This window comes from Phytohabitans sp. LJ34, assembly GCF_052068095.1.
GTDB lineage: Bacteria > Actinomycetota > Actinomycetes > Mycobacteriales > Micromonosporaceae > Phytohabitans.
Genome location: NZ_JBQHDG010000005.1, coordinates 135718 through 153965, shown reverse-complemented (window position 1 = coordinate 153965; position 18248 = coordinate 135718). Strand labels below are relative to the sequence as shown.

The following is an 18248-nucleotide window of genomic DNA, read 5'->3' as shown; positions in this document are numbered from 1 at the left end:
ACACCCTACCGGGCGGGTAATCCCCAGTGGTTATACACAGCCTGTGCACAGGCTGCACACACCCCCGCGGGTGACTGTCCACAGGTTGTCCCAAGACTCGTCCACCGGCGTATTTGAGGTGCTGACCAGGGTTTTCGTATGGTGTCCGCTCGGCCTTCGTGCAAACTGTCGTACCCGTGCGGTTCGCTTGCGCGGAGTCGATCACGTGGGGGGAGGGGGGACGGGTGTCGGTCAGCGACGACGTGCGGCCGGCTGGCCGCCCACCTGCCGATCCCCCGCCGCCCGGCGGTCCAGGCGGATTCGACGGGCAGTTCGACAAGACGCCACCGCAAGACGTGGCGGCGGAGCAGTGCGTGCTCGGCGGCATGCTGCTGTCGAAGGACGCGATCGCCGACGTGGTCGAGATCCTCAAGCCCGGCGACTTCTACCGCCCGGTGCACGCGACCATTTTCGACGCGGTCCTCGACCTGTACGGGCGGGGAGAGCCGGCCGACCCGATCACGGTCGCCGCCGCGCTCGCCGACACCGGCGACCTCGGCCGCGTCGGCGGCGCGCCCTACCTGCACACGCTCATCGCCAGCGTGCCGACCGCCGCCAACGCGGCGTATTACGCGCGCATCGTCGGCGAGCGGGCGGTGCTGCGCCGCCTCGTCGAGGCCGGCACCCGCATCGTGCAGCTCGGCTACGGCGCCGCGTCCGGTGCCGGGCGCGATGTCGACGACGTGGTCGACCTGGCCCAGCAGGCCGTGTACGACGTGACCGAGCGGCGGGTCAGCGAAGACTTCGCGGTGCTTGCCGACATGCTCCAGCCCACACTCGACGAGATCGAGGCGGTCGGCGCCCAGGGCGGCGTGATGACCGGCGTGCCGACCGGCTTCACCGACCTCGACCGCCTGCTCAACGGCTTGCACGCCGGCCAGCTCGTGATCGTCGCCGGCCGACCCGGTCTGGGCAAATCAACAGTTTCTATGGACTTTGCCCGAAACGCCGCCATCAGGCATAACTGCGCGAGCGCGATCTTCTCGCTGGAAATGAGCAAGGTCGAGATCGTGATGCGACTGCTCTCGGCCGAGGCGCGGGTGCCGCTGCACGTGCTCCGCTCCGGCCAACTGTCCGATGACGACTGGACCAAGCTGGCCCGCCGCATGGGCGAGATCAGCGAGGCCCCGCTGTACGTCGACGACACGCCCAGCATGAACCTCATGGAGATCCGGGCGAAGGCGCGCCGTCTCAAGCAGCGCCACGATCTCAAGCTGATCGTCGTCGACTACCTCCAGCTGATGTCCTCGCCCAAGCGCACCGAGAGCCGCCAGCAGGAGGTCGCGGAGCTGTCGCGTGGCCTCAAGCTGCTGGCCAAAGAGGTCGAGTGCCCGGTGATCGCGGTGAGCCAGCTCAACCGAGGTCCCGAGCAGCGCACCGACAAGCGCCCCCAGCTGTCCGATCTTCGTGAGTCGGGATGTGTGACCGCTGACACCCGACTGATTCGTGCAGACACCAACGCGGAGGTCACGCTCGGCGAGTTGCTCTCCTCTGGCGCCAAAGACGTCCCTGTATGGGCCTTGGACGAGAGCCTGAGATATACGCCCCGCACCATGACGCATGCGTTCCCCAGTGGGCGCAAGGAGGTCTTTCAGCTTCGGCTCGCCTCCGGCAAGGAGATCGAAGCGACCGCCAACCACCCATTCCTCACGTTCGACGGGTGGCGGCCACTCGGCGAGTTGGCGGCGGGGATGCGCCTCGCCACGCCGCGGCATATCCCGCCCCCGCTGACCATCAAGCCTTGGGCGGACGAGGAAATAGTGCTGCTGGCCCATCTCCTCGGTGACGGTTCCTTCGTCCGGCGGCAGCCGATCCGATACGCGAGCGTAGACGAGGAAAACCTGCGGGCGGTCGCAGAGGCAGCAAAGCACTTCGGCATCACCGCCGTCCGTGACGAGTACGCGGCGGCAAGGGTGACGACGCTTCGGCTGCCAGCGCCCTATCGGCTGGCTCGGGGCCGTCGCAACCCAATCGCGGCGTGGCTGGACGCGCTCGGCTTGTTCGGACTGCGGTCGCATGAGAAGTTCGTGCCGGCCGGGGTGTTCTCGCTGCCCAAGAAGCAGGTGTCGATGTTTCTCCGGCACCTGTGGGCGACAGATGGATCTGTGACGACCGCCGGTCGTGCGGGACGGATCTACTTCGGTTCGACAAGTCGCCGGATGGCCGAGGATGTCGCACGGCTGTTGCTGAGGTTCGGCATTACCGCCCGCCTTCGAGAGATCCGACCGGTGGCCTACCGACCGCAGTACGCGCTCGACGTGTCCGGGCGCGATGACCAGCTGCGCTTCTTACGTGAGATCGGCGTCCACGGCGGTTGGGGCGCCGCGTGCCAGAGACTGCTGTCCGTGCTCGAGGACGTGGCGGGCAATACGAACATCGACACCGTGCCGACGGACGTGTGGCAACGGGTTCGGGAGGTTCTCGCCGAGCAGAAGATGGCGCACCGCCAGTTCGCCGTCCGGAAACGCGCGCCGAGCCGACAGCGGCTGGCCCGCATCGCGGCGGTGCTGGAGTCAGCAGACCTGGAGTTGCACGCCACAAATGACGTCTTCTGGGATGAGATCGTCTCGATCGAGCCGCTCGGCGAGCGAGAGGTCTACGACGCCACGGTGATGGGCACTCACAACTTCATCGCGAACGGCATCGCCACCCACAACAGCATCGAGCAGGACGCCGACGTCGTCCTCCTGCTTCACCGCGACGACTACTACGACAAGGAGTCGCCGCGGGCGGGAGAGGCCGACTTCATCGTGGCGAAGCATCGAAATGGTCCGACGGACACCGTCACGGTGGCGGCCCAGCTTCACCTGTCTCGCTTCGTCGACATGGCGATTGTCTGACGCGGGCCATCCCGGTCCGGCGTGCGCCGGACCGGGAGGCGACGAGCGTGGGTCTCAGTCGAAGAGCTCGCCGAGGAAGCCCTTGCGACGCTTGTGGCGGTAGTGGCCGTGGTAGCCGTAGTGCTGCTGACCACCCCCGTACGCCGGGGCCGGCGCGGGGTAGCCGTGGGCAGGCGCGGGAGGCGGCGGAGCGTAGCCACCGGGCGGCGGCGGGGGCGGCGGTGCGTATCCACCGCTGGCCGGGGCCGGCGGGCGCTGGCCGGCGGGCGGCGCGGTGTGCTGCTGGTTCCAGTTGGCCTCGGCCTCGAAGAGTTTCTCCAGCTCGCCCCGGTCAAGGAAGATCCCGCGGCACTCGCCGCACTGGTCGACGGTGACGCCGCTGCGCTCATACTGACGCATCTCGCCGCGGCATTTCGGACAGGTCATCTGCATCCCTCGACGGTACCGGGTGACGCCACTCACGGCTCTGAGGCACGATCCCCCGAACCGGTGCGGGCGAGTATCGTGCCGACCTCGTCGTCGGTCACCTGGTGGAAATCGTGGTAATAGCGGCTCACCGCGCCGAACTCGTTCGCGCACACCGGGCAGACCACCTCGTCGGCCACCGAGGCGAGGCCGGCGCACGCATCCGCCGAGCCGACCGGTGCGGCCAGCACGATGCGCTCGGCGCCGAGGCGGCGCGCGACCACCACGGCGGCGCGGGCGGTGGCGCCGGTCGCGAGGCCGTCGTCGACGATCACGGTGACCCGGCCGGCCAGGTCGAGGGGTGGGCGGCCGGCCCGGTAGCGCTCCTCGCGCCGCGACCGCTCGGCCTCCTCCTTGCGGGTGACCTCGGCGATCTGCTGCGGCTCGAGCCGGTCGGCGATGTCGTCGTTGAGCACGCGCACACCGTGCGGACCGAGCGCGCCGAACGCCACCTCGGGTGCCCACGGCACGCCGAGCTTGCGCACCACGAGCACGTCGAGTGGGATGCCGAGCCGGGTCGCGACCTCGGCGGCCACCGGCACGCCGCCGCGGACCAGACCGAGCACGACCGCCTCGGGCCGGCCGGCGTAGGCCCACAGCCGGTCGGCTAGCGCCGCGCCGGCCGTCCGCCGGTCTCGGTAGGCGGCTCCCATCCCTCTAGGTGTACGCCGTTGCCGGCGACCACGCCAGGTGCGGACGGGCGGCGCAGCGCGGGCACCCATGCCAGGAACGCGACCGGATACAGCAGGTACCCGAACCGGGTCGAGGGCATCAGCAGGATCGCGGCCAGCAGCCCGTACCCGCAGATGGTGGCGGCCGCGGCGGCAGTGCGGGGTGGGCGGCGGGTGAGCCAGACGGCGATGGCCACCGCCGCCACGGCGAGGAGCGCGCCCGCGATGACCCGGCCGCCGGGCAGGTTGTCGGCGATCAGATAGCCGGGGAACGGGGATTGCGCGGGGCTCGTGACGACGCCTTCGCCGAGGGGGAAGCGGATCACGTTGTCGACGAACGCGGTGGCATCCACCAGCACTGCGGGCAGCAGCGCGAGCGCAGGCAGGCCGATGGCGCCGGCGGCGAGCCGGACCACCTGCGGACGGCCGGCGGTCAGCGCGTGGACCAGCAGCACGGCCACGACCGGCCACGCGAAGAGTTTGAGCGCGGCGGCCAGTCCCACCGCGATCCCCGCCGCGCCGTAACGGCGCGCGGCACACAAGGCCAGAGCCAAAAGACACAGCGTGAGTACCGGCACGTCGTCACCGCCCGTCGCCATCGTGAGCGGTACGAGTGGGAGGACGGTGCCGATTTGAAGGGCGCGCAGCAGCGCGGGTCCCCGATCGAGCAGCTGGATCGCGAGTCCCAGCGCGGCGATGGTGACCAGGGCGAACCAGATGCGTGCGTCCGTCCACCAGGCGTCGCCGGCAATCGCGCGGGGCAGGCCGAAGAGGGCCATCCCGGGCTGGTACGGCAGGTAGCCGAGCAGCTGCTCACCCGGTGGCAGGGTGGCGATGGTGTCGCTGGACAGGTACGGCGTGCCGTGGTCGAGCAGGCGCTGGCCGCCGTGCTCGATGACGATCACTTCCTCCTGGGCCCGGTCGGTGCGCCCGCCGGCCCGCTGCACCGCCTGGATCACCATCGGCAGCAGCGCCGTGGTGACGAACGCGAACCCGGCGATGAGCGCTCGTTGCCGGGTACCCGATCGGTGGGCGACGAGCTGGACCACGACGGCGATGGCCGCGACCGCGTAGCCGGCGGCGGCGACCGCGCCCCAGGCGCGGTGTGGCAGCAGCGTCGAGGTGGCCGCGGTGACGGCGGCGAAAGCGGCCGAGAGCCCGTAGAGCGCGAGGTCGACGACGAGGGTGCGATCCCTGGCAGCGGCACTCACGCGGGCAAGTGTGGCAGGCGATCACCGCGGTTGCGTCCACCGGCCCGGCGGCCGGGCGAGAGGCGGATGACCGAGCCCTCGTCGTGCAGCGCGGGGGCGAGCGTGCCGGGGCGGCCGCCGGAGCCGCGGTGCAGTGCGGCGAGCAGGCGGGCCGACGGCATAGGGCGGGCGAAGAGGTGGCCCTGGCCGGCGGTGCAACCCATCTCCCACAGCGCCCGCCGCTGCGGCTCGCTCTCGACGCCTTCGGCGACCACGACGAGGTTGAGGCTGCGCCCGAGGTCCAATGTGGAGCGGATGACCGCCGCCGCCTCAGGCGAGCTCTCCATCTCACGCACGAAGCCGCGGTCGATCTTCAGCTCGTGTACGGGGATGCGGGAGAGCACGGACAGCGACGAGTAGCCGGTGCCGAAGTCGTCGAGCGCGAGCCGCACGCCCGCGTCGCGCAGCTGGCCGAGCACCTGGTCGACGACTTCGAGCTGGCTGATCGTGAGCGTCTCGGTCAGCTCCAGGAAGAGCCGGTCGGGCGGCAGGTCGTGTGCGCGCAGCCGGGCCACCACGGAGCTGGGGAAGCGCGGGTCGAGCAGGCTGCGCGGCGAGACGTTGACCGCGACCGGCAGGTCGAATCCGGCGTCGCGCCAGGCGCCGGCCGCAACGAGCGACTGGTCGAGCACCGCGTCGGCGAACGCGGGCAGCAGGCCGGAGCGCTCGACCGTCTCCAGGAAGCGCAGGGGGTCGAGGTTGCCCCGGTCGGGGTGGTGCCACCTGGCCAGCGCCTCGGCGGCGAGCACCTCCCCGCTGCCCAGGTCGACGATCGGCTGGAAGGTCACGGTGAACTCGTGCTGGGTCAGCGCCCGCGGCAGGTCGCCGCCGAGCGCGAGGCGGCCGACGTCGGCGGTGTCGCGGGCCCGGGCGTACGTGGCGGTGCGCTGCCCCGAGCGCTTGGCCTGGTACATCGCGACGTCGGCGCGGCGCAGCAGCTCGGGCATCCCGCCGCTGCCCGGCGCGACCGCGATGCCACCGCTGGCCTCGACGCTGATCCGCATGCCGTCGAGCGCCATGGGAACGTGCAGCGCGGCGAGCAGGCCCTCGGCCCGGTGTGCCGCGATGGCGGGCGCGGGCAGCCCGGTGATGAGCACGGCGAACTCGTCTCCACCCAGCCGTGCGACGAGGTCGTCGGGGCGGGCCTCCTGGCGTAGCCGCGACGCCACCTCGACGAGCACCCGGTCGCCGGCGGCGTGGCCGAGCGTGTCGTTGACCTCTTTGAAGTGGTTGAGGTCGATCAGCACCAGCGCGGTGACCCCGTCGGCGTGGCGGTTGGCGAGCAGCTCGGTGCCGTGCTCCAGCAGCTGACGCCGGTTGGCCAGCCCGGTGAGCGCGTCGTGCGCGGCCGCCCGCGCGTGCTCGTCGGCGACCCTGGTCAGCTCCTCGTACGCCGACGCGTTGCGGACGGCCGTGCAGAGCGCGGAGGCGAAGGTGCGCAGCGTGTACCGCTCGCGCTCGGAGAGCTTTACCTGGCCGCGCACCCGTAGCCGCAGCTCGCCGACGTCGGCGCGACCGTCGTGCCCTTCCAGGGCGCGCGGGATGACGGAGCCCGTGGTGGCCGGTGCCCGGTCGGCGGGCCCGTCGTAGGTGACGCCCCGGGCGTTGCCCCGCACGAGCCTGGGCCGGTCGTGCAGCTCCACCTCGACCTCGTCGACCGAGAAGAGCTCGGCGGCGCGGGTGACGGCGCTGCTCAGCACCGCGTCGAGGTCGACGTCGTTGAGCGCGTCGGTGACCTGTGCCAGCCGTTGCCACGCCTCGCGCTCGACCCGGTAGCGCACCCGCGCGGAATACGAGAGGTGAAGGCTGAGGATCAGGAACGGCATCGCGATGAGGAAGCGCCGGTCGGCGTGGAGTGGCACCAGCGTGCACAGCACCACGACGAAGCGGACGGCGAACCCGGCGAGACGCAGATCCCAGTTGCTGCGGAACTTTTGGACGATGCTCGCCTGCGCGGCCAGCGCGATCACGGGGATGGCGAGGACGTCGTCGACGACAGCGGCGACGGCGTACGCCGCGGCCAGCGGGACGATCATCTCCAGCGGCTCGGCGGCGGCGCCCTGCCATCCGAAGAGATGGAGGACTCCACCGGCGGCGGCCGCGACCAACGCGTTCTTTCCCGCGCCGAACGCCGTCTTGAGCGGCGACAACCGCAGGAACATCGAGCCGCCCGCCACGCCGACGGCGGTGCTCAGCACCACCCACTCAGCCGGTGCGACACCGAGGCCGATCATGACGGCGGCCTCGACCCACGTGATGGCGTGCGTGGTCGACCGGATGCGCAGGGGCACCTTGACGACAGTCCCGGCCGCGATCAGGCCGGTGATGGCCACGATCGTCGCGACGTCGGACGCGTGCTCGGGTGGACGGTGGGAGGTTAGGTAGAGAGCCGCCACGACCGCGGCGGAGGCAAACCCGACGACGAGACCGACAAGCAGCAGCAGCCGCCGATCGGTCCCAATGTCACGTCGAAGTCTGTCGGCCAAAGCCAGATCCTCGCGGTGCCGAGAAGTCCGGTGATCTGACTGGGTAGCCTACTCGGTCGGGGGATGTCAGGGACTACTTCACTGCCAGTCGCTGCCGCGCATGACGTCTCCCCTTCTTTCGATGCACTAAGCGGGAAAATTGTTTCGCCGCTATGTGCCGATCTGGCCCCCGTCTTACTGAGAAGGAGCCTAAGGTAAACGTCGCGCGGTTCACACGGATTAGTGTCGTAATGCGCAGTATCAGTAACTCTAGCCCGGATTGTCACGGGCTGTCCCCGTTTGCGGACGGAGCGCGATGGCGCCTCTATCAGAAGCGTTTCCGATCCATCTACAGTTACGCGTTTCGTCGCCGGGCGGAAGACTCGATCTTGTAGATGGCCTGATCACGTGCTGTCGCGCAAAGCGCTATCACCATAGCGGCTCGTCCGATTCGCGTGTTGTGGGCCGGCTCTCACATGCGGATGCAAGGTCGGTTCGGCCGGTTATTTGATCAGATCGATTAGGCCTTCATCCCGTTATGGCGAGAGGCGCCAAAGCCTTCGCCTGCAACCGGTCGAAAACGCAACCCGCCGCCTTGATCGCGTCCCTGTCCCGGTTACCCTGCATAGTTGGTGGCCCGACACTATATCGATGCTTCTCTCTGGGAGACAAACGGTGTTGGAGGTGCGCGTCCTGGGGCCGTTGGAGGCCCGAGTGGATGGTGCCGCTTTGCCGCTGGGCACCCGGAAGCAGCAGACCGAGTTGGTGAGGTTGGCGGTCCAAGCCGGTCGGGCCACGAGCGTCGAAGAGTTGATCGACGAGCGGTGGCCGGCCAAGCCGGCGACAGCGCTGGCCGGCGGAGGTGACATCGCGGCGACCGGCGCGCAGGCCGGTCCGCTTCTGCCGGTGTCCAGGCCGTCGGTGACGCTGGAGACCAGCCGCCGCCGTCTCGTGCCGCTCGACGGCGTACGCCCGGAGTCGCTGCCCGTGATGTCCCGCGATGAGGCGATCGAGCTCCTGGGCAAGGTGGTCGGATCCGATCGGGTCGGTGCCGAGCCGAGCGCGGCCGACGAGGTGGCCCGGCGGTGCGGCTACCTGCGTTCCAACATCCGCGCGCTCGTACACCGGGCGGACGAGGCAGGGCTTTACGATCTTTTCGGCACCGCGGTCATGCACAATTACATCGCTTCGGGCCATCAGCGGATGGGGCGCCATCAGGAAGCGGTAAAGCACCTCAAGGCGGCGCTGGAGCTGTACGAGCGCAGCGGAGACCCGCTCGGCGCGAGCACCGCCCGCGCCAACCTCGGCCTGGTGTACCTCTGGCTGGGCCGCCCCGAAGACGCGGTGGTGGTCCTCCACGAGGCACAGCAGAAAGCGCTCGCCGGCATCGCATCCTGGATCGAAAAGGACGATCCGGCCGAGGCCCGCCGGGCATTGGTCCTCTTCAGACAGATGAAGGTTCCGGAGCAATTCGACATCGAGCGGCGTCTTGACTAGTCGCGGCGCTCATGCGGGCCGGCGGCGCGACGAGACGCTTGGTCGCCTCTGTGCGGCACAGCCTATGATCAGCGGGAACGCGGCGTCCGGCTCGACCAGGCGTTAGGCAGGCCCGACACTATATCGATCCTTCTCTCTGGGAGACAAACGGTGTTGGAGGTGCGGGTCCTAGGGCCGTTGGAGGTGCGAGCCAACGGCGCGGCGCTGCCGCTGGGCACCCGAAAGCAGCAGACCGTGCTGGCGATGCTGGCGGTCCAAGCCGGTCGCGTGGTGGGTGTCGAGGAGCTGATCGACGAGCTGTGGCCGGACGATCCGCCCGCCTCCGCCGTGCCCAACACACGCACCTACGCCGCCAACCTACGCCGGCTCTTCGACGCCACCGACGCCGCCCGGGGCCTGATCCGCCGGCAGGGCGACGGGTATGTGCTGCGGACCGACCGATCCGGCGTCGACCTTCAGGCTTTCCTCGACGAGTGCCAGGGCGCCCGTGAGCTGCGGGCCGCAGGCGAGCCGGCCAAGGCGGCCACCGTGCTGGCCGGTGCGTTGGCGCGCTGGCGCGGTTCGATGCTGGCCGGCGTGACGCAGGGCCCGGTGCTCGCGGCCCGTAGCGCGGCGCTGGAAGAGGAGCGGCTGGTCGCCACCGAGGATCTCGCCGACGTCCACCTCGAGCTGGGCCAGCCGGCCGAGGCCGCCCGGCTGATGCGCGACCACACCCAGATGCACCCCCTGCGCGAACGGGCGTACGGGCTGCTGATGCGGGCGCGGGCCGCCGCGGGCGACGTCCCCGGCGCGCTGAGCACCTACACCGCGGCGCGGCGGGCACTCGGCGAGGAACTCGGCATCGAGCCGGGTCCGGCCCTGCGCAGGCTGCACCGAGACCTGCTGAAGCCCGCCGTGGAGCCAGGTCCGGCCGTGACCACCCAGCCGCCGGCGCCGGTGGCGAGCTGGTTACCGCGCCGGGTCGCCGACTTCACCGGCCGGGCGGATCTCGTGGCGCGCCTGCTCGGCGCGGGGCGGGAGGCCGGTGACCACCCGGTCATCCAGGTGATCGACGGCATGGCCGGCAGCGGAAAGACCACGCTCGCGGTCCACGTCGCGCACCAGCTCGCCGGGCACTACCCGGACGCGCAGCTCTTCATCGACCTACAGGGCCACGGCGAAAGCAGCCCGGTCGAGCCGGCCCCGGCGCTGGTCACCCTGCTCCGGCAGATCGGCGTCTCGGGCGACCGCATCCCGGCGGACGTCGACAACCGGATCGCCCTCTGGCGCACCGAGCTGGCCCGGCACCGCGCCGTCGTCGTGCTCGACAACGCGGCGAGCACCGACCAGGTCACCCCGCTGCTGCCCACGACCGGTGCGTCGATGGTCCTGGTGACAAGCCGGCGCCGCCTCGCCGCGATGGAGGGCGGGCATCCGCAGTCGCTTCCCGAGCTTTCGGCTGAGGAGGCGGTCGAGCTGCTGGCAAACACCGTCGGACCGGCGCGGGTGCGGGCCGAGCCGCAGGCGGCCGGCCAGGTGGTGGCGCGTTGTGGATACCTGCCGCTGGCGATCCGGCTGGCTGGCGCACGGCTGGCCCACCGTCCGGGCTGGCGCCTTGCGGATCTCGCCGACCGGCTCGGGCACCAGGCGACGGTCCTCGCCGAGCTGACCGCGGAAAACCGCTCGATCGCCAGCGCGTTCGGCTTGTCCTACGCTCCCCTGCGCTCGCCGACGAAGCGGATGTTCCGGCTTCTCGGGCTGTGGCCGGGTGAGCACTTCCCGGTCGAGGCGGCGGCGGCGCTGTCCGGCCTCTCCCTGCCGGAGACCGCGCAGGTGATCGACGAGCTTGTCGACCGCCATCTCGTGGAGGAGCCCGACGCGGGGCGGTTCCGCCTGCACGACCTGATGAGCGAGTACGCCAACGCCCTTACCCAGGCCGTCGATCACGCGCAGCAGCGGGAGGCCGCCATGGCCGCGCTCCTCGACTACTACGTGCACTCCGCCGCGGCGGTGACCGAGCCGCTGGAGCCGCCCGCGCTGCGGCGCCACCTCGACCTCGCCCCACCGGCGCGGCCGGACCTGCTCCAGGCACAGGGCACCGTCGACAGCGACTGGCTCGAGCGCGAGCGGTCGAACGTCCGCGCCCTCATACGCCTCGCCGAGGAGGCCGGCCTCGACGGGTACGTCTGGCGGCTGGCTCGGGCGGCGTGGCGGTTCCACTTCCTGCGCGGCTACTACGACGACATCATCGAGCTACAGCAGCGCGGCCTCCGTGCCGCCGAGCGGCTGAATGACGACAAAGCGATCGCCGCGATGCACAACTACCTCGCATCGGGCTACCAGCGCGTCGGCCGCTTCCTGGAGTCCATCCAGCACCTGGAGATCGCGGTCAGGCTGCGCGAGCGCATCGGGGATGTCGCCGGCGCCTCGCAGACCCGGGCAAACGCGGCCAGCGTCTACGCGCACCTCGGGCGGTTCGACCAAGCCGTCGCGCTGAACGAACGGGCGCTCGCCGAGAGCCGGCGCCTGCTCGACGTGTCGGTCCTGCTGATCCTGCCCAACCTCGGCATCCCGTTGATGTACCTCGGCCGGCTGGACGAAGCGCTCCGGGTACACCGGCTGCACCTCTTCCTCGGCCGGCAGAGCGGTGTCACGTACCACGTGGCCCAGGCACTTGGTCACATCGGCGCGGTGCGTGCCCGCATGGGCGACGCCCGCCAGGCGATCCGGCTCATCAACGCGTCGCTCGCGCTCAAGCAGCGGATCGGTGTCCGCCTGGGGGTGGCCGAGTCGACCAACGACCTGGCCAACGCCCACCGCGAGCTCGGTCACCTGGCGGAGGCGGAGCGGCTTCACCGGGTCGCCCTGCGCCGCTCCACCGCCGTGGGGCAGCGGAGCATGGACGTCGCCACCATGAACGACCTCGGCCGAACCCTCGTCCGCGCCGGCCGGTCGCGTGAGGCCGTCGAGATGCACGAGCAGGCGCTCGCGCTCGCGACGAGCCTTGGCAACCCGTACGAACAGGGAAGGGCGCTGTCCGGCATCGCCGCCTGCCGCGTGGACGACGATCCCGCCGAGGCGCGCCGCCACTGGGAGCGGGCCTTGGTCCTCTTCCGCCGGATAGAGGTGCCGGAGCGGTACGCGGTGGAGCAGCACCTTTCCGCGCTCGCGCCGGCCAGGGGTCCCTGAGAGTCCGCTGAGAGGCTATCGCCGCATTATCGATTTTTTGTCGATCTCCTGATCGCGGCCCCCGTACGGTCGCGAGCGTGCCCGTGGCAAGGCGCACAGGGAGGCGTAAAAATGGGGCGGCCAGAGCGCGGTCTCGACGCTGTCGACGGGCCGGTGGAGCGATTCGTCGCCGAGCTTCGCGACCTGCGGCGCACTGCGGGCAACCCGAGCTACCGCGAATTGGCGAGGAGGGCGCATTACGCCCCGACGACGTTCTCCTCGGCGGTGTCCGGATACCGGCTGCCGACGCTGGAGGTGACGCTCGCGTTCGTCACCGCGTGCGAGGGCGACGTGATGCGCTGGGAAGAGCGGTGGCGACTGGCGGACAGCCAGGCGCGGGAGGCCGCCACCAGGTCGACCGAGGGGGTGGCCCGCGCGCCGTACCGCGGGCTGGGCGTGTACCAGCCGCACCACGCGGAGTGGTTCTTCGGACGTGAACGCCTGATCGCCAAGCTGGTCGGCATGCTGTCCGTACGCCGGGCGGTGGTCGTGTCCGGCGCCAGCGGTACCGGCAAGTCGTCGCTGCTGCGAGCGGGCCTGATACCGCGCCTCGGCGCGCTGCCGGTGCGGCCGGCGTTCCTGCCGATCCTGATGACGCCCGGGCGGCACCCGGCCGCGGAGCTGTCGCGGCGCATAGCCGAGGTCACCGCCCGTACCCCGCACGAGGTGGCCCTGACGGTCGTCGTCGACCAGTTCGAGGAGATCTTTACCCGCGGTGCCGAGCAGGCCGAGTTCCTCGCCGCGCTGCGGGTTCTCGTCCAGTCGCCGCACGGCCGGCACCGGGTGGTCGTCGGCGTGCGCGCCGACTACAGCGAGCGCACCACCGACCTCCTATCCCCTGCCGACCACGGCGTGGGGCGGCTGACGGTCGGCGAGATGACCGGACCGGAGCTGAGGGAGTCCATCGTCCGCGCCGCGCGGCAGGCCGGGCTCGCGGTGGAACGCGCCCTCGTGGCCCGCATCGCGGCGTCCGCGCCGGGCACACCGCACGCCCTTCCGCGCATCTCGCACGCGCTCCTCGAAGCGTGGCGCCGGCGGCGCGGTGTGGTCATCACCGTCGGCGGATACGAGGCCGCGGGCGGCATCGCCGGTGCCGTGGAGCAGACGGCCGAGAGCGTACACACCGCCCTGGACGCGTCCCAGCGGCAGGCGCTGCGCTGGACGCTGCTGCGGCTCGCTCGGCTCGACGGCGCGGGCAACGTGACACTCCTCGGCCCGGTACCGGCCAGCCACAACGCCGTGGCGGCTGCGGCGATCGGTCGCATGGCGGTGGCCGGCCTGCTCGCCACCACGCCGGACACCGTGGAGATCCCGCACGAAGCTCTCGTGACGGCTTGGCCGCGGCTACGGGCCTGGCTCCGCGACGCGAACGCCGACCGGTTGGGCGGGCCGCCCCGGGTCCTGTCGGGTTCGTTCCGATCCGCGTCATAGAGCCGGTGCATTACAAGCGGCCTGCCGTCGCGCGTATCCGGATTCCCCGCGGCGGCCGGCTTTTACGGGCGGAGGGGCGCCACGGGGGCGCTCCCTTCCCCAGCCCGCCGCATAAGCTCGCCTGGTGACGGATTCCGCCCATCTAACCCACGTCGACGCCGCAGGCGCGGCCCGCATGGTGGACGTGTCGGCAAAGTCGGTCTCGGTGCGCCGCGCGGTCGCCGCCGGGCGCCTGCGCACCACCGCCGAGGTCGTCGACCTGCTCCGCCGCGACGGCCTGCCCAAGGGCGACGCGCTTGCCGTGGCCCGGGTCGCCGGGATCATGGGCGCCAAGCGCACGCCCGACCTGATCCCGCTCTGCCACCCGATCGCCCTGCACGGCGTCACGGTCGACTTCGAGCTGACCGGCGAGACCGTGGAAATCACGGCGAGTGCCAAGACGGCCGATCGCACGGGTGTCGAGATGGAGGCGTTGACCGCCGTGGCCGCCGCCGGGCTCGCCCTGGTCGACATGGTCAAGGCCGTCGACCCGGCCGCTTCCATCGAGGGGGTACGGGTGCTGAGCAAGGAAGGCGGCAAGACCGGCGACTGGACCCGGCCGGAGGATCGTCCGTGATCCGGGCGCGCGTGGTCGTCGCCTCCAACCGCGCGGCCGCCGGGGTGTACGCGGACACGAGCGGGCCGCTGCTCGTCGAGGGCCTGCGCGAGCTTGGCTGCGACGTGGGCGAGCCGGTGGTGGTGCCGGACGGCGAGCCGGTCGCCGACGAGCTGCGCCGCGCGGTCACCGACGGGCTCGACGTGGTGCTGACCAGCGGCGGCACCGGCATCACGCCGACCGACCGCACGCCCGACGTGACCCGTGAGCTGCTCGACTACGAGGTGCCGGGCATCGCTGAGGCGATCCGGGCGTACGGGCGGGACAAGGTGCCCACCGCGGCGCTCTCCCGCGGGCTGGCCGGCGTCGCCGGTCGTACCCTCGTCGTCAACCTCCCGGGCTCGAAGGGTGGGGCTCGCGACGGCCTTGCCGTGCTCGGGCCGTTGCTGGCACATGCCGTCGATCAGCTGCGCGGTGGCGACCACGCGAGCCAGACACAGGGATAGGCTCGCCTGGTGAGCACTGAGACAGCGCCGGTCTCGTGGGCCGAGGCGCGGTCGCTGGCCTACACGGCCGGCCTGGCCGCCGCCCAGCCGGCGGTGCGGGTGCCCCTGGCTGAGACCGACGGGCACACGCTGGCCGAGCCGCTGACCACGCTGACCGACCTGCCCGCTTTCCCGACCTCCAGTGTGGACGGTTGGGCGGTGCGTGGCCCGGGGCCGTGGCGGGTGGTCGGGCGGGTGCTCGCCGGCAGCAGCCCCGCACCGCTCGGCGAAGACGGCACCACCGTCGAGATCGCCACGGGCGCGATGCTTCCCGAGGGCGCCACGACGGTGCTCCGCGTCGAGGATTCAGCGCACACGCCCGACGGCCACGTGACCGGCACGCCGCGGGCGCAGCCCGAGTGGCGGGTGCCGGGTGACGAGGCGCACCGGGGCGAGGTGCTGCTGCCCGCCGGCGCCGCGGTCAACCCGGGCGTGATCGGCTTGGCCGCGTCCTGCGGCTACGACACGTTGCCGGTGCGCCGCCCGCCGCGCTCGGCGCTGCTGGTCTTCGGTGACGAGCTGCTCACCACCGGCCTGCCCGGCGCCGGTCGGGTGCGTGACGCTCTTGGCGCGCCGGTCCCGGCCTGGCTCCGCCGATACGGCGCGGAGCCCGGCCTTTTCGTCGGTCCGGTCGAAGACACGCTCGCCGCGCACGTGGCCGCGATCCGCAAGGCGCTCGACAGCGCCGAGCTGGTGTGCACCACCGGCGGCACGATGCGCGGCCCGGTCGACCACCTCCACCCGGCTTTGCGCGAGCTCGGCGGTGAGTACGTGGTGAACACCGTCGCGGTCCGCCCCGGCTTTCCGATGCTGCTCGCCCGGGTGCCCGGGCCCGACGGGCGGTCCCGCTTCCTCGCCGGCCTCCCCGGCAATCCGCAGTCCGCGATCGTCGCGCTCGTGTCGCTCGTCGCGCCGCTGCTCGCCGGGCTGCACGGCCGCCCCGAGCCGGTGCTGCCCACGATCACGCTGGCCGAGGCGGTGCCCGGCCGGGGCGAGCACACGCATCTGGCGCTGGTGCGGGTCGACCCGGTCGACCACGTCGCCCACCCGGTGCGGCACGTCGGTTCGGCGATGCTGCGCGGGCTGGCGCAGGCCGACGGGTTCGCGGTGATCGCGCCGGGTACGACCGGCGAGCCGGGCGCGGTCGTACCGTTCGCGCCACTTCCCCTGTTCATGGGAGAGCGGCCATGACCGATTCCGTCGTGTTGCTGGCGGTCACCGACCTGCCGCTCGACCTGGCCGCGCACGAGGCCGCGGTCGCCACGCGCCAGGCCGGCGCGGTCGTGTCGTTTCAGGGTGTCGTCCGCGACCACGACCACGGCCGCACGGTCACCAAGCTGGAATACGAAGGCCACCCGACCGCCGAGGCCGTGCTCCGTGAGGTGGCCGCCGAGATCGCCGCCGACCCCGATGTGCACGCGGTGGCCGTGTCGCACCGGGTCGGTCCCCTCGAGATCGGCGACGTCGCGCTGGTGGCCGCCGTGAGCACCGCGCACCGGGCGGCCGCGTTTGCCGCCTGCGCCCGCCTCGTCGACGAGGTGAAGGCCCGGCTGCCGATCTGGAAGCACCAGATCTTCACCGACGGCACCGACGAGTGGGTCAACTGCCCCTGAGCGCCTCGTCCTGCCTGCGCGGCTCTTCCGGCTGGCGGAACGGGCGCCGGGGCACCTCCTGGGGCGGCGGGGGGGTCCTACTTGCTGGCTCGCTCCGCTCGCTCGGCCCCGGCTGCCGGTTCAATTCGGGCAGCTCGCTGCGCGCCCAGCCCCGAATTGACCCGGGCTCGGGGTCGAAGCACCGTATTGCCCACCGCGTAGGACGGGCCGTAGAACGCCGGCTCGGCCCCCGGGCGCCACGGCAGCGCGGCCACCAGCACGATGATCGCCAGCGCGAGCGAGTTTTCCATCAGCGCGCCCCACAACCCGTCGGCGTAGTGCGAGACCTGCGGCAGCTGGTGCTCGTACGGCCAGATGGGTGAGCGCACGAAGAGCAGGAATAGGCCGAGGGCCGCGAGCGCGTGCCGGATGCCGGTGAGTGCGGGGAACCAGATCGGCGTGCGCAGCCCGGTCAGCGCGGCGAAGCCGGCGGCCGCCGGCCCGGGGCGGCGGATCGGCCCGCGACTGGCGTCACGGCGGCGCAATGTCGCGTCGAACAGGACGATGATCGCCGGGAGCACGTAGAGCAAGTGGTGCGACCACGAGATCGGGCTGATCACGTTGGTGGTCAGGCCGACCAGCGTGAACGCGGCCAGCTCGTCACCGTCGGCGTGCGCGTGGTTGGCGCGGGAGAGGCCCACCGCGAGCAGCAGCAGCGCGAACGCCAGCCACAGCAGCGTGGGTGCGCTCACCGAGTCGTACATCCGGGCGAGCACGCCGGCGAGCGACTGGTTGGGCGTCATGTCCGCCGCACCGACCCGCTCCGTCTGCCAGAGCACGCTCGTCCAGTAGGTCATCGACTCGCGTCCGGCCACCGCGAAGGTGCCCATGGTCACGCCGACCGCGGTGGCGATCGCGGTGAACGCGACCCGCCACTGCCGGGAGATCACGAAGTAGACGATGAACAGGGCCGGCGTCAGCTTGATCGACGTGGCGAGCCCGACGCCGACCCCGGCCCAGGCGCCGGTGGCGAAGAAGCGGGTCAGCTGCCCCTGGAGCGGGCTGCTCCGGCCGCGGGTGCGCCACCGCAGCGCCACCATGTCGGCCATGATCAGACCGAAAAGCAGGAGATTGATCTGCCCGAACCCGAGCGTCTCGCGGACCGGCTCGGTGGCGGTAGCGAGCGCTGTGGCGACACCGACGACAAACCACAGCGACCAGCCGTAGCGGCGGACGATCGGGGCGAGCAGCGCGGTCAGCACCAGGGCGAGGGCCCCGAGGCTGGCGATGACGTTGACCCAGCCGGCGGCCTCCACGGGTACGAGCGCCAGCGGCATCATCAGGATGCCGGCGAAGGGTGGATATGTGTATCCGATCGTCATGCCCGGAGCGATGAAGTCGTATAGCTCGTTACCGCCCGCCCACCAGACCACCGCGCCGTGGTAGATCTTCATATCGAAGAAGTCGTAGAACCGTCCGTACGCCTCGATGGCGCGCCAGGCGGCGTAGAAGGTAACGGCGATGATGCCGACCCGCACGACCACCCAGAGGTCGATCCCACTGAGCACGCGGCGGACTGGGGCGAGGCGGCCCATCCGTCTCCCGACGGTCGCCGGCATGGCGTGGCCACCCCCGTACCAAAATCGTTCCC

The 18248-nt window shown here is 71.5% G+C and carries 13 protein-coding genes; 8 read left to right on the top strand and 5 right to left on the bottom strand.

What is annotated here, in order from left to right:
• Positions 1-224: 224 nt before the first annotated feature.
• Positions 225-2879, top strand: coding sequence for a replicative DNA helicase (locus ACTMTJ_RS10720; RefSeq protein ID WP_441216003.1), 2655 nt, complete (start codon positions 225-227; stop codon positions 2877-2879).
• A gap of 54 nt (positions 2880-2933) precedes the next feature.
• Here the strand turns inward: ACTMTJ_RS10720 and ACTMTJ_RS10715 are convergent, their stop codons facing one another.
• The 4 genes from ACTMTJ_RS10715 to ACTMTJ_RS10700 are packed head-to-tail and all read right to left on the bottom strand — an operon-like array spanning position 2934 to position 7751.
• Positions 2934-3311 (bottom strand): zf-TFIIB domain-containing protein, encoded by a 378-nt coding sequence (locus ACTMTJ_RS10715; protein WP_441216002.1) that lies wholly within the window; start codon positions 3309-3311, stop codon positions 2934-2936.
• Positions 3312-3337: 26 nt separating this feature from the next.
• A complete protein-coding gene (locus ACTMTJ_RS10710) occupies positions 3338-3997 on the bottom strand; it encodes a phosphoribosyltransferase (protein ID WP_441216001.1) in 660 nt (219 codons plus the stop codon).
• Positions 3952-5226 (bottom strand): glycosyltransferase family 87 protein, encoded by a 1275-nt coding sequence (locus ACTMTJ_RS10705; protein WP_441216000.1) that lies wholly within the window; start codon positions 5224-5226, stop codon positions 3952-3954. Before ACTMTJ_RS10705 ends, ACTMTJ_RS10710 begins: the two co-directional genes overlap by 46 nt.
• Complete coding sequence (locus tag ACTMTJ_RS10700) at positions 5223-7751, bottom strand: putative bifunctional diguanylate cyclase/phosphodiesterase (protein WP_441215999.1); 2529 nt, start codon at positions 7749-7751, stop codon at positions 5223-5225. Before ACTMTJ_RS10700 ends, ACTMTJ_RS10705 begins: the two co-directional genes overlap by 4 nt.
• A 654-nt stretch (positions 7752-8405) precedes the next feature.
• Here ACTMTJ_RS10700 and ACTMTJ_RS10695 point away from each other — a divergent pair.
• The 7 genes from ACTMTJ_RS10695 (at position 8406) to ACTMTJ_RS10665 (ending at position 16618) form a co-directional block, all read left to right on the top strand.
• Complete coding sequence (locus ACTMTJ_RS10695; protein ID WP_441215998.1) at positions 8406-9227, top strand: tetratricopeptide repeat protein; 822 nt, start codon at positions 8406-8408, stop codon at positions 9225-9227.
• Positions 9228-9377: 150 nt separating this feature from the next.
• A complete protein-coding gene (locus ACTMTJ_RS10690; RefSeq protein ID WP_441215997.1) occupies positions 9378-12395 on the top strand; it encodes an AfsR/SARP family transcriptional regulator in 3018 nt (1005 codons plus the stop codon).
• A 111-nt stretch (positions 12396-12506) separates the two neighbouring features.
• Positions 12507-13865: an ATP-binding protein gene (locus tag ACTMTJ_RS10685; protein ID WP_441215996.1), complete on the top strand. Its 1359-nt coding sequence runs from the start codon at positions 12507-12509 to the stop codon at positions 13863-13865.
• A gap of 124 nt (positions 13866-13989) precedes the next feature.
• A complete protein-coding gene (gene moaC / locus ACTMTJ_RS10680) occupies positions 13990-14481 on the top strand; it encodes a cyclic pyranopterin monophosphate synthase MoaC (RefSeq protein ID WP_441215995.1) in 492 nt (163 codons plus the stop codon).
• A complete protein-coding gene (locus ACTMTJ_RS10675) occupies positions 14478-14966 on the top strand; it encodes a MogA/MoaB family molybdenum cofactor biosynthesis protein (RefSeq protein WP_441215994.1) in 489 nt (162 codons plus the stop codon). The genes moaC and ACTMTJ_RS10675 overlap by 4 nt, the downstream gene beginning before the upstream one ends.
• Before the next feature lie 9 nt (positions 14967-14975).
• Positions 14976-16196, top strand: a complete 1221-nt coding sequence (locus tag ACTMTJ_RS10670; protein ID WP_441215993.1) for a molybdopterin molybdotransferase MoeA — start codon at positions 14976-14978, stop codon at positions 16194-16196.
• On the top strand, positions 16193-16618 hold the full coding sequence (locus ACTMTJ_RS10665) for a molybdenum cofactor biosynthesis protein MoaE (protein WP_441215992.1): 426 nt from the start codon (positions 16193-16195) through the stop codon (positions 16616-16618). The genes ACTMTJ_RS10670 and ACTMTJ_RS10665 overlap by 4 nt, the downstream gene beginning before the upstream one ends.
• 77 nt (positions 16619-16695) lie before the next feature.
• On the opposite strand, the gene ACTMTJ_RS10660 is transcribed toward ACTMTJ_RS10665, so the two are convergent.
• Positions 16696-18216: a glycosyltransferase 87 family protein gene (locus tag ACTMTJ_RS10660; RefSeq protein ID WP_441215991.1), complete on the bottom strand. Its 1521-nt coding sequence runs from the start codon at positions 18214-18216 to the stop codon at positions 16696-16698.
• Positions 18217-18248 lie beyond the last annotated feature (32 nt).

Bases quoted from the DNA above. Each gene is read 5' to 3' on its own strand.
- ACTMTJ_RS10715 (WP_441216002.1), bottom strand. From the start codon at position 3,311: ATGCAGATGACCTGTCCGAAATGCCGCGGCGAGATGCGTCAGTATGAG.
- ACTMTJ_RS10710 (WP_441216001.1), bottom strand. From the start codon at position 3,997: ATGGGAGCCGCCTACCGAGACCGGCGGACGGCCGGCGCGGCGCTAGCC.
- ACTMTJ_RS10685 (WP_441215996.1), top strand. From the start codon at position 12,507: ATGGGGCGGCCAGAGCGCGGTCTCGACGCTGTCGACGGGCCGGTGGAG.
- ACTMTJ_RS10665 (WP_441215992.1), top strand. From the start codon at position 16,193: ATGACCGATTCCGTCGTGTTGCTGGCGGTCACCGACCTGCCGCTCGAC.
- ACTMTJ_RS10660 (WP_441215991.1), bottom strand. From the start codon at position 18,216: ATGCCGGCGACCGTCGGGAGACGGATGGGCCGCCTCGCCCCAGTCCGC.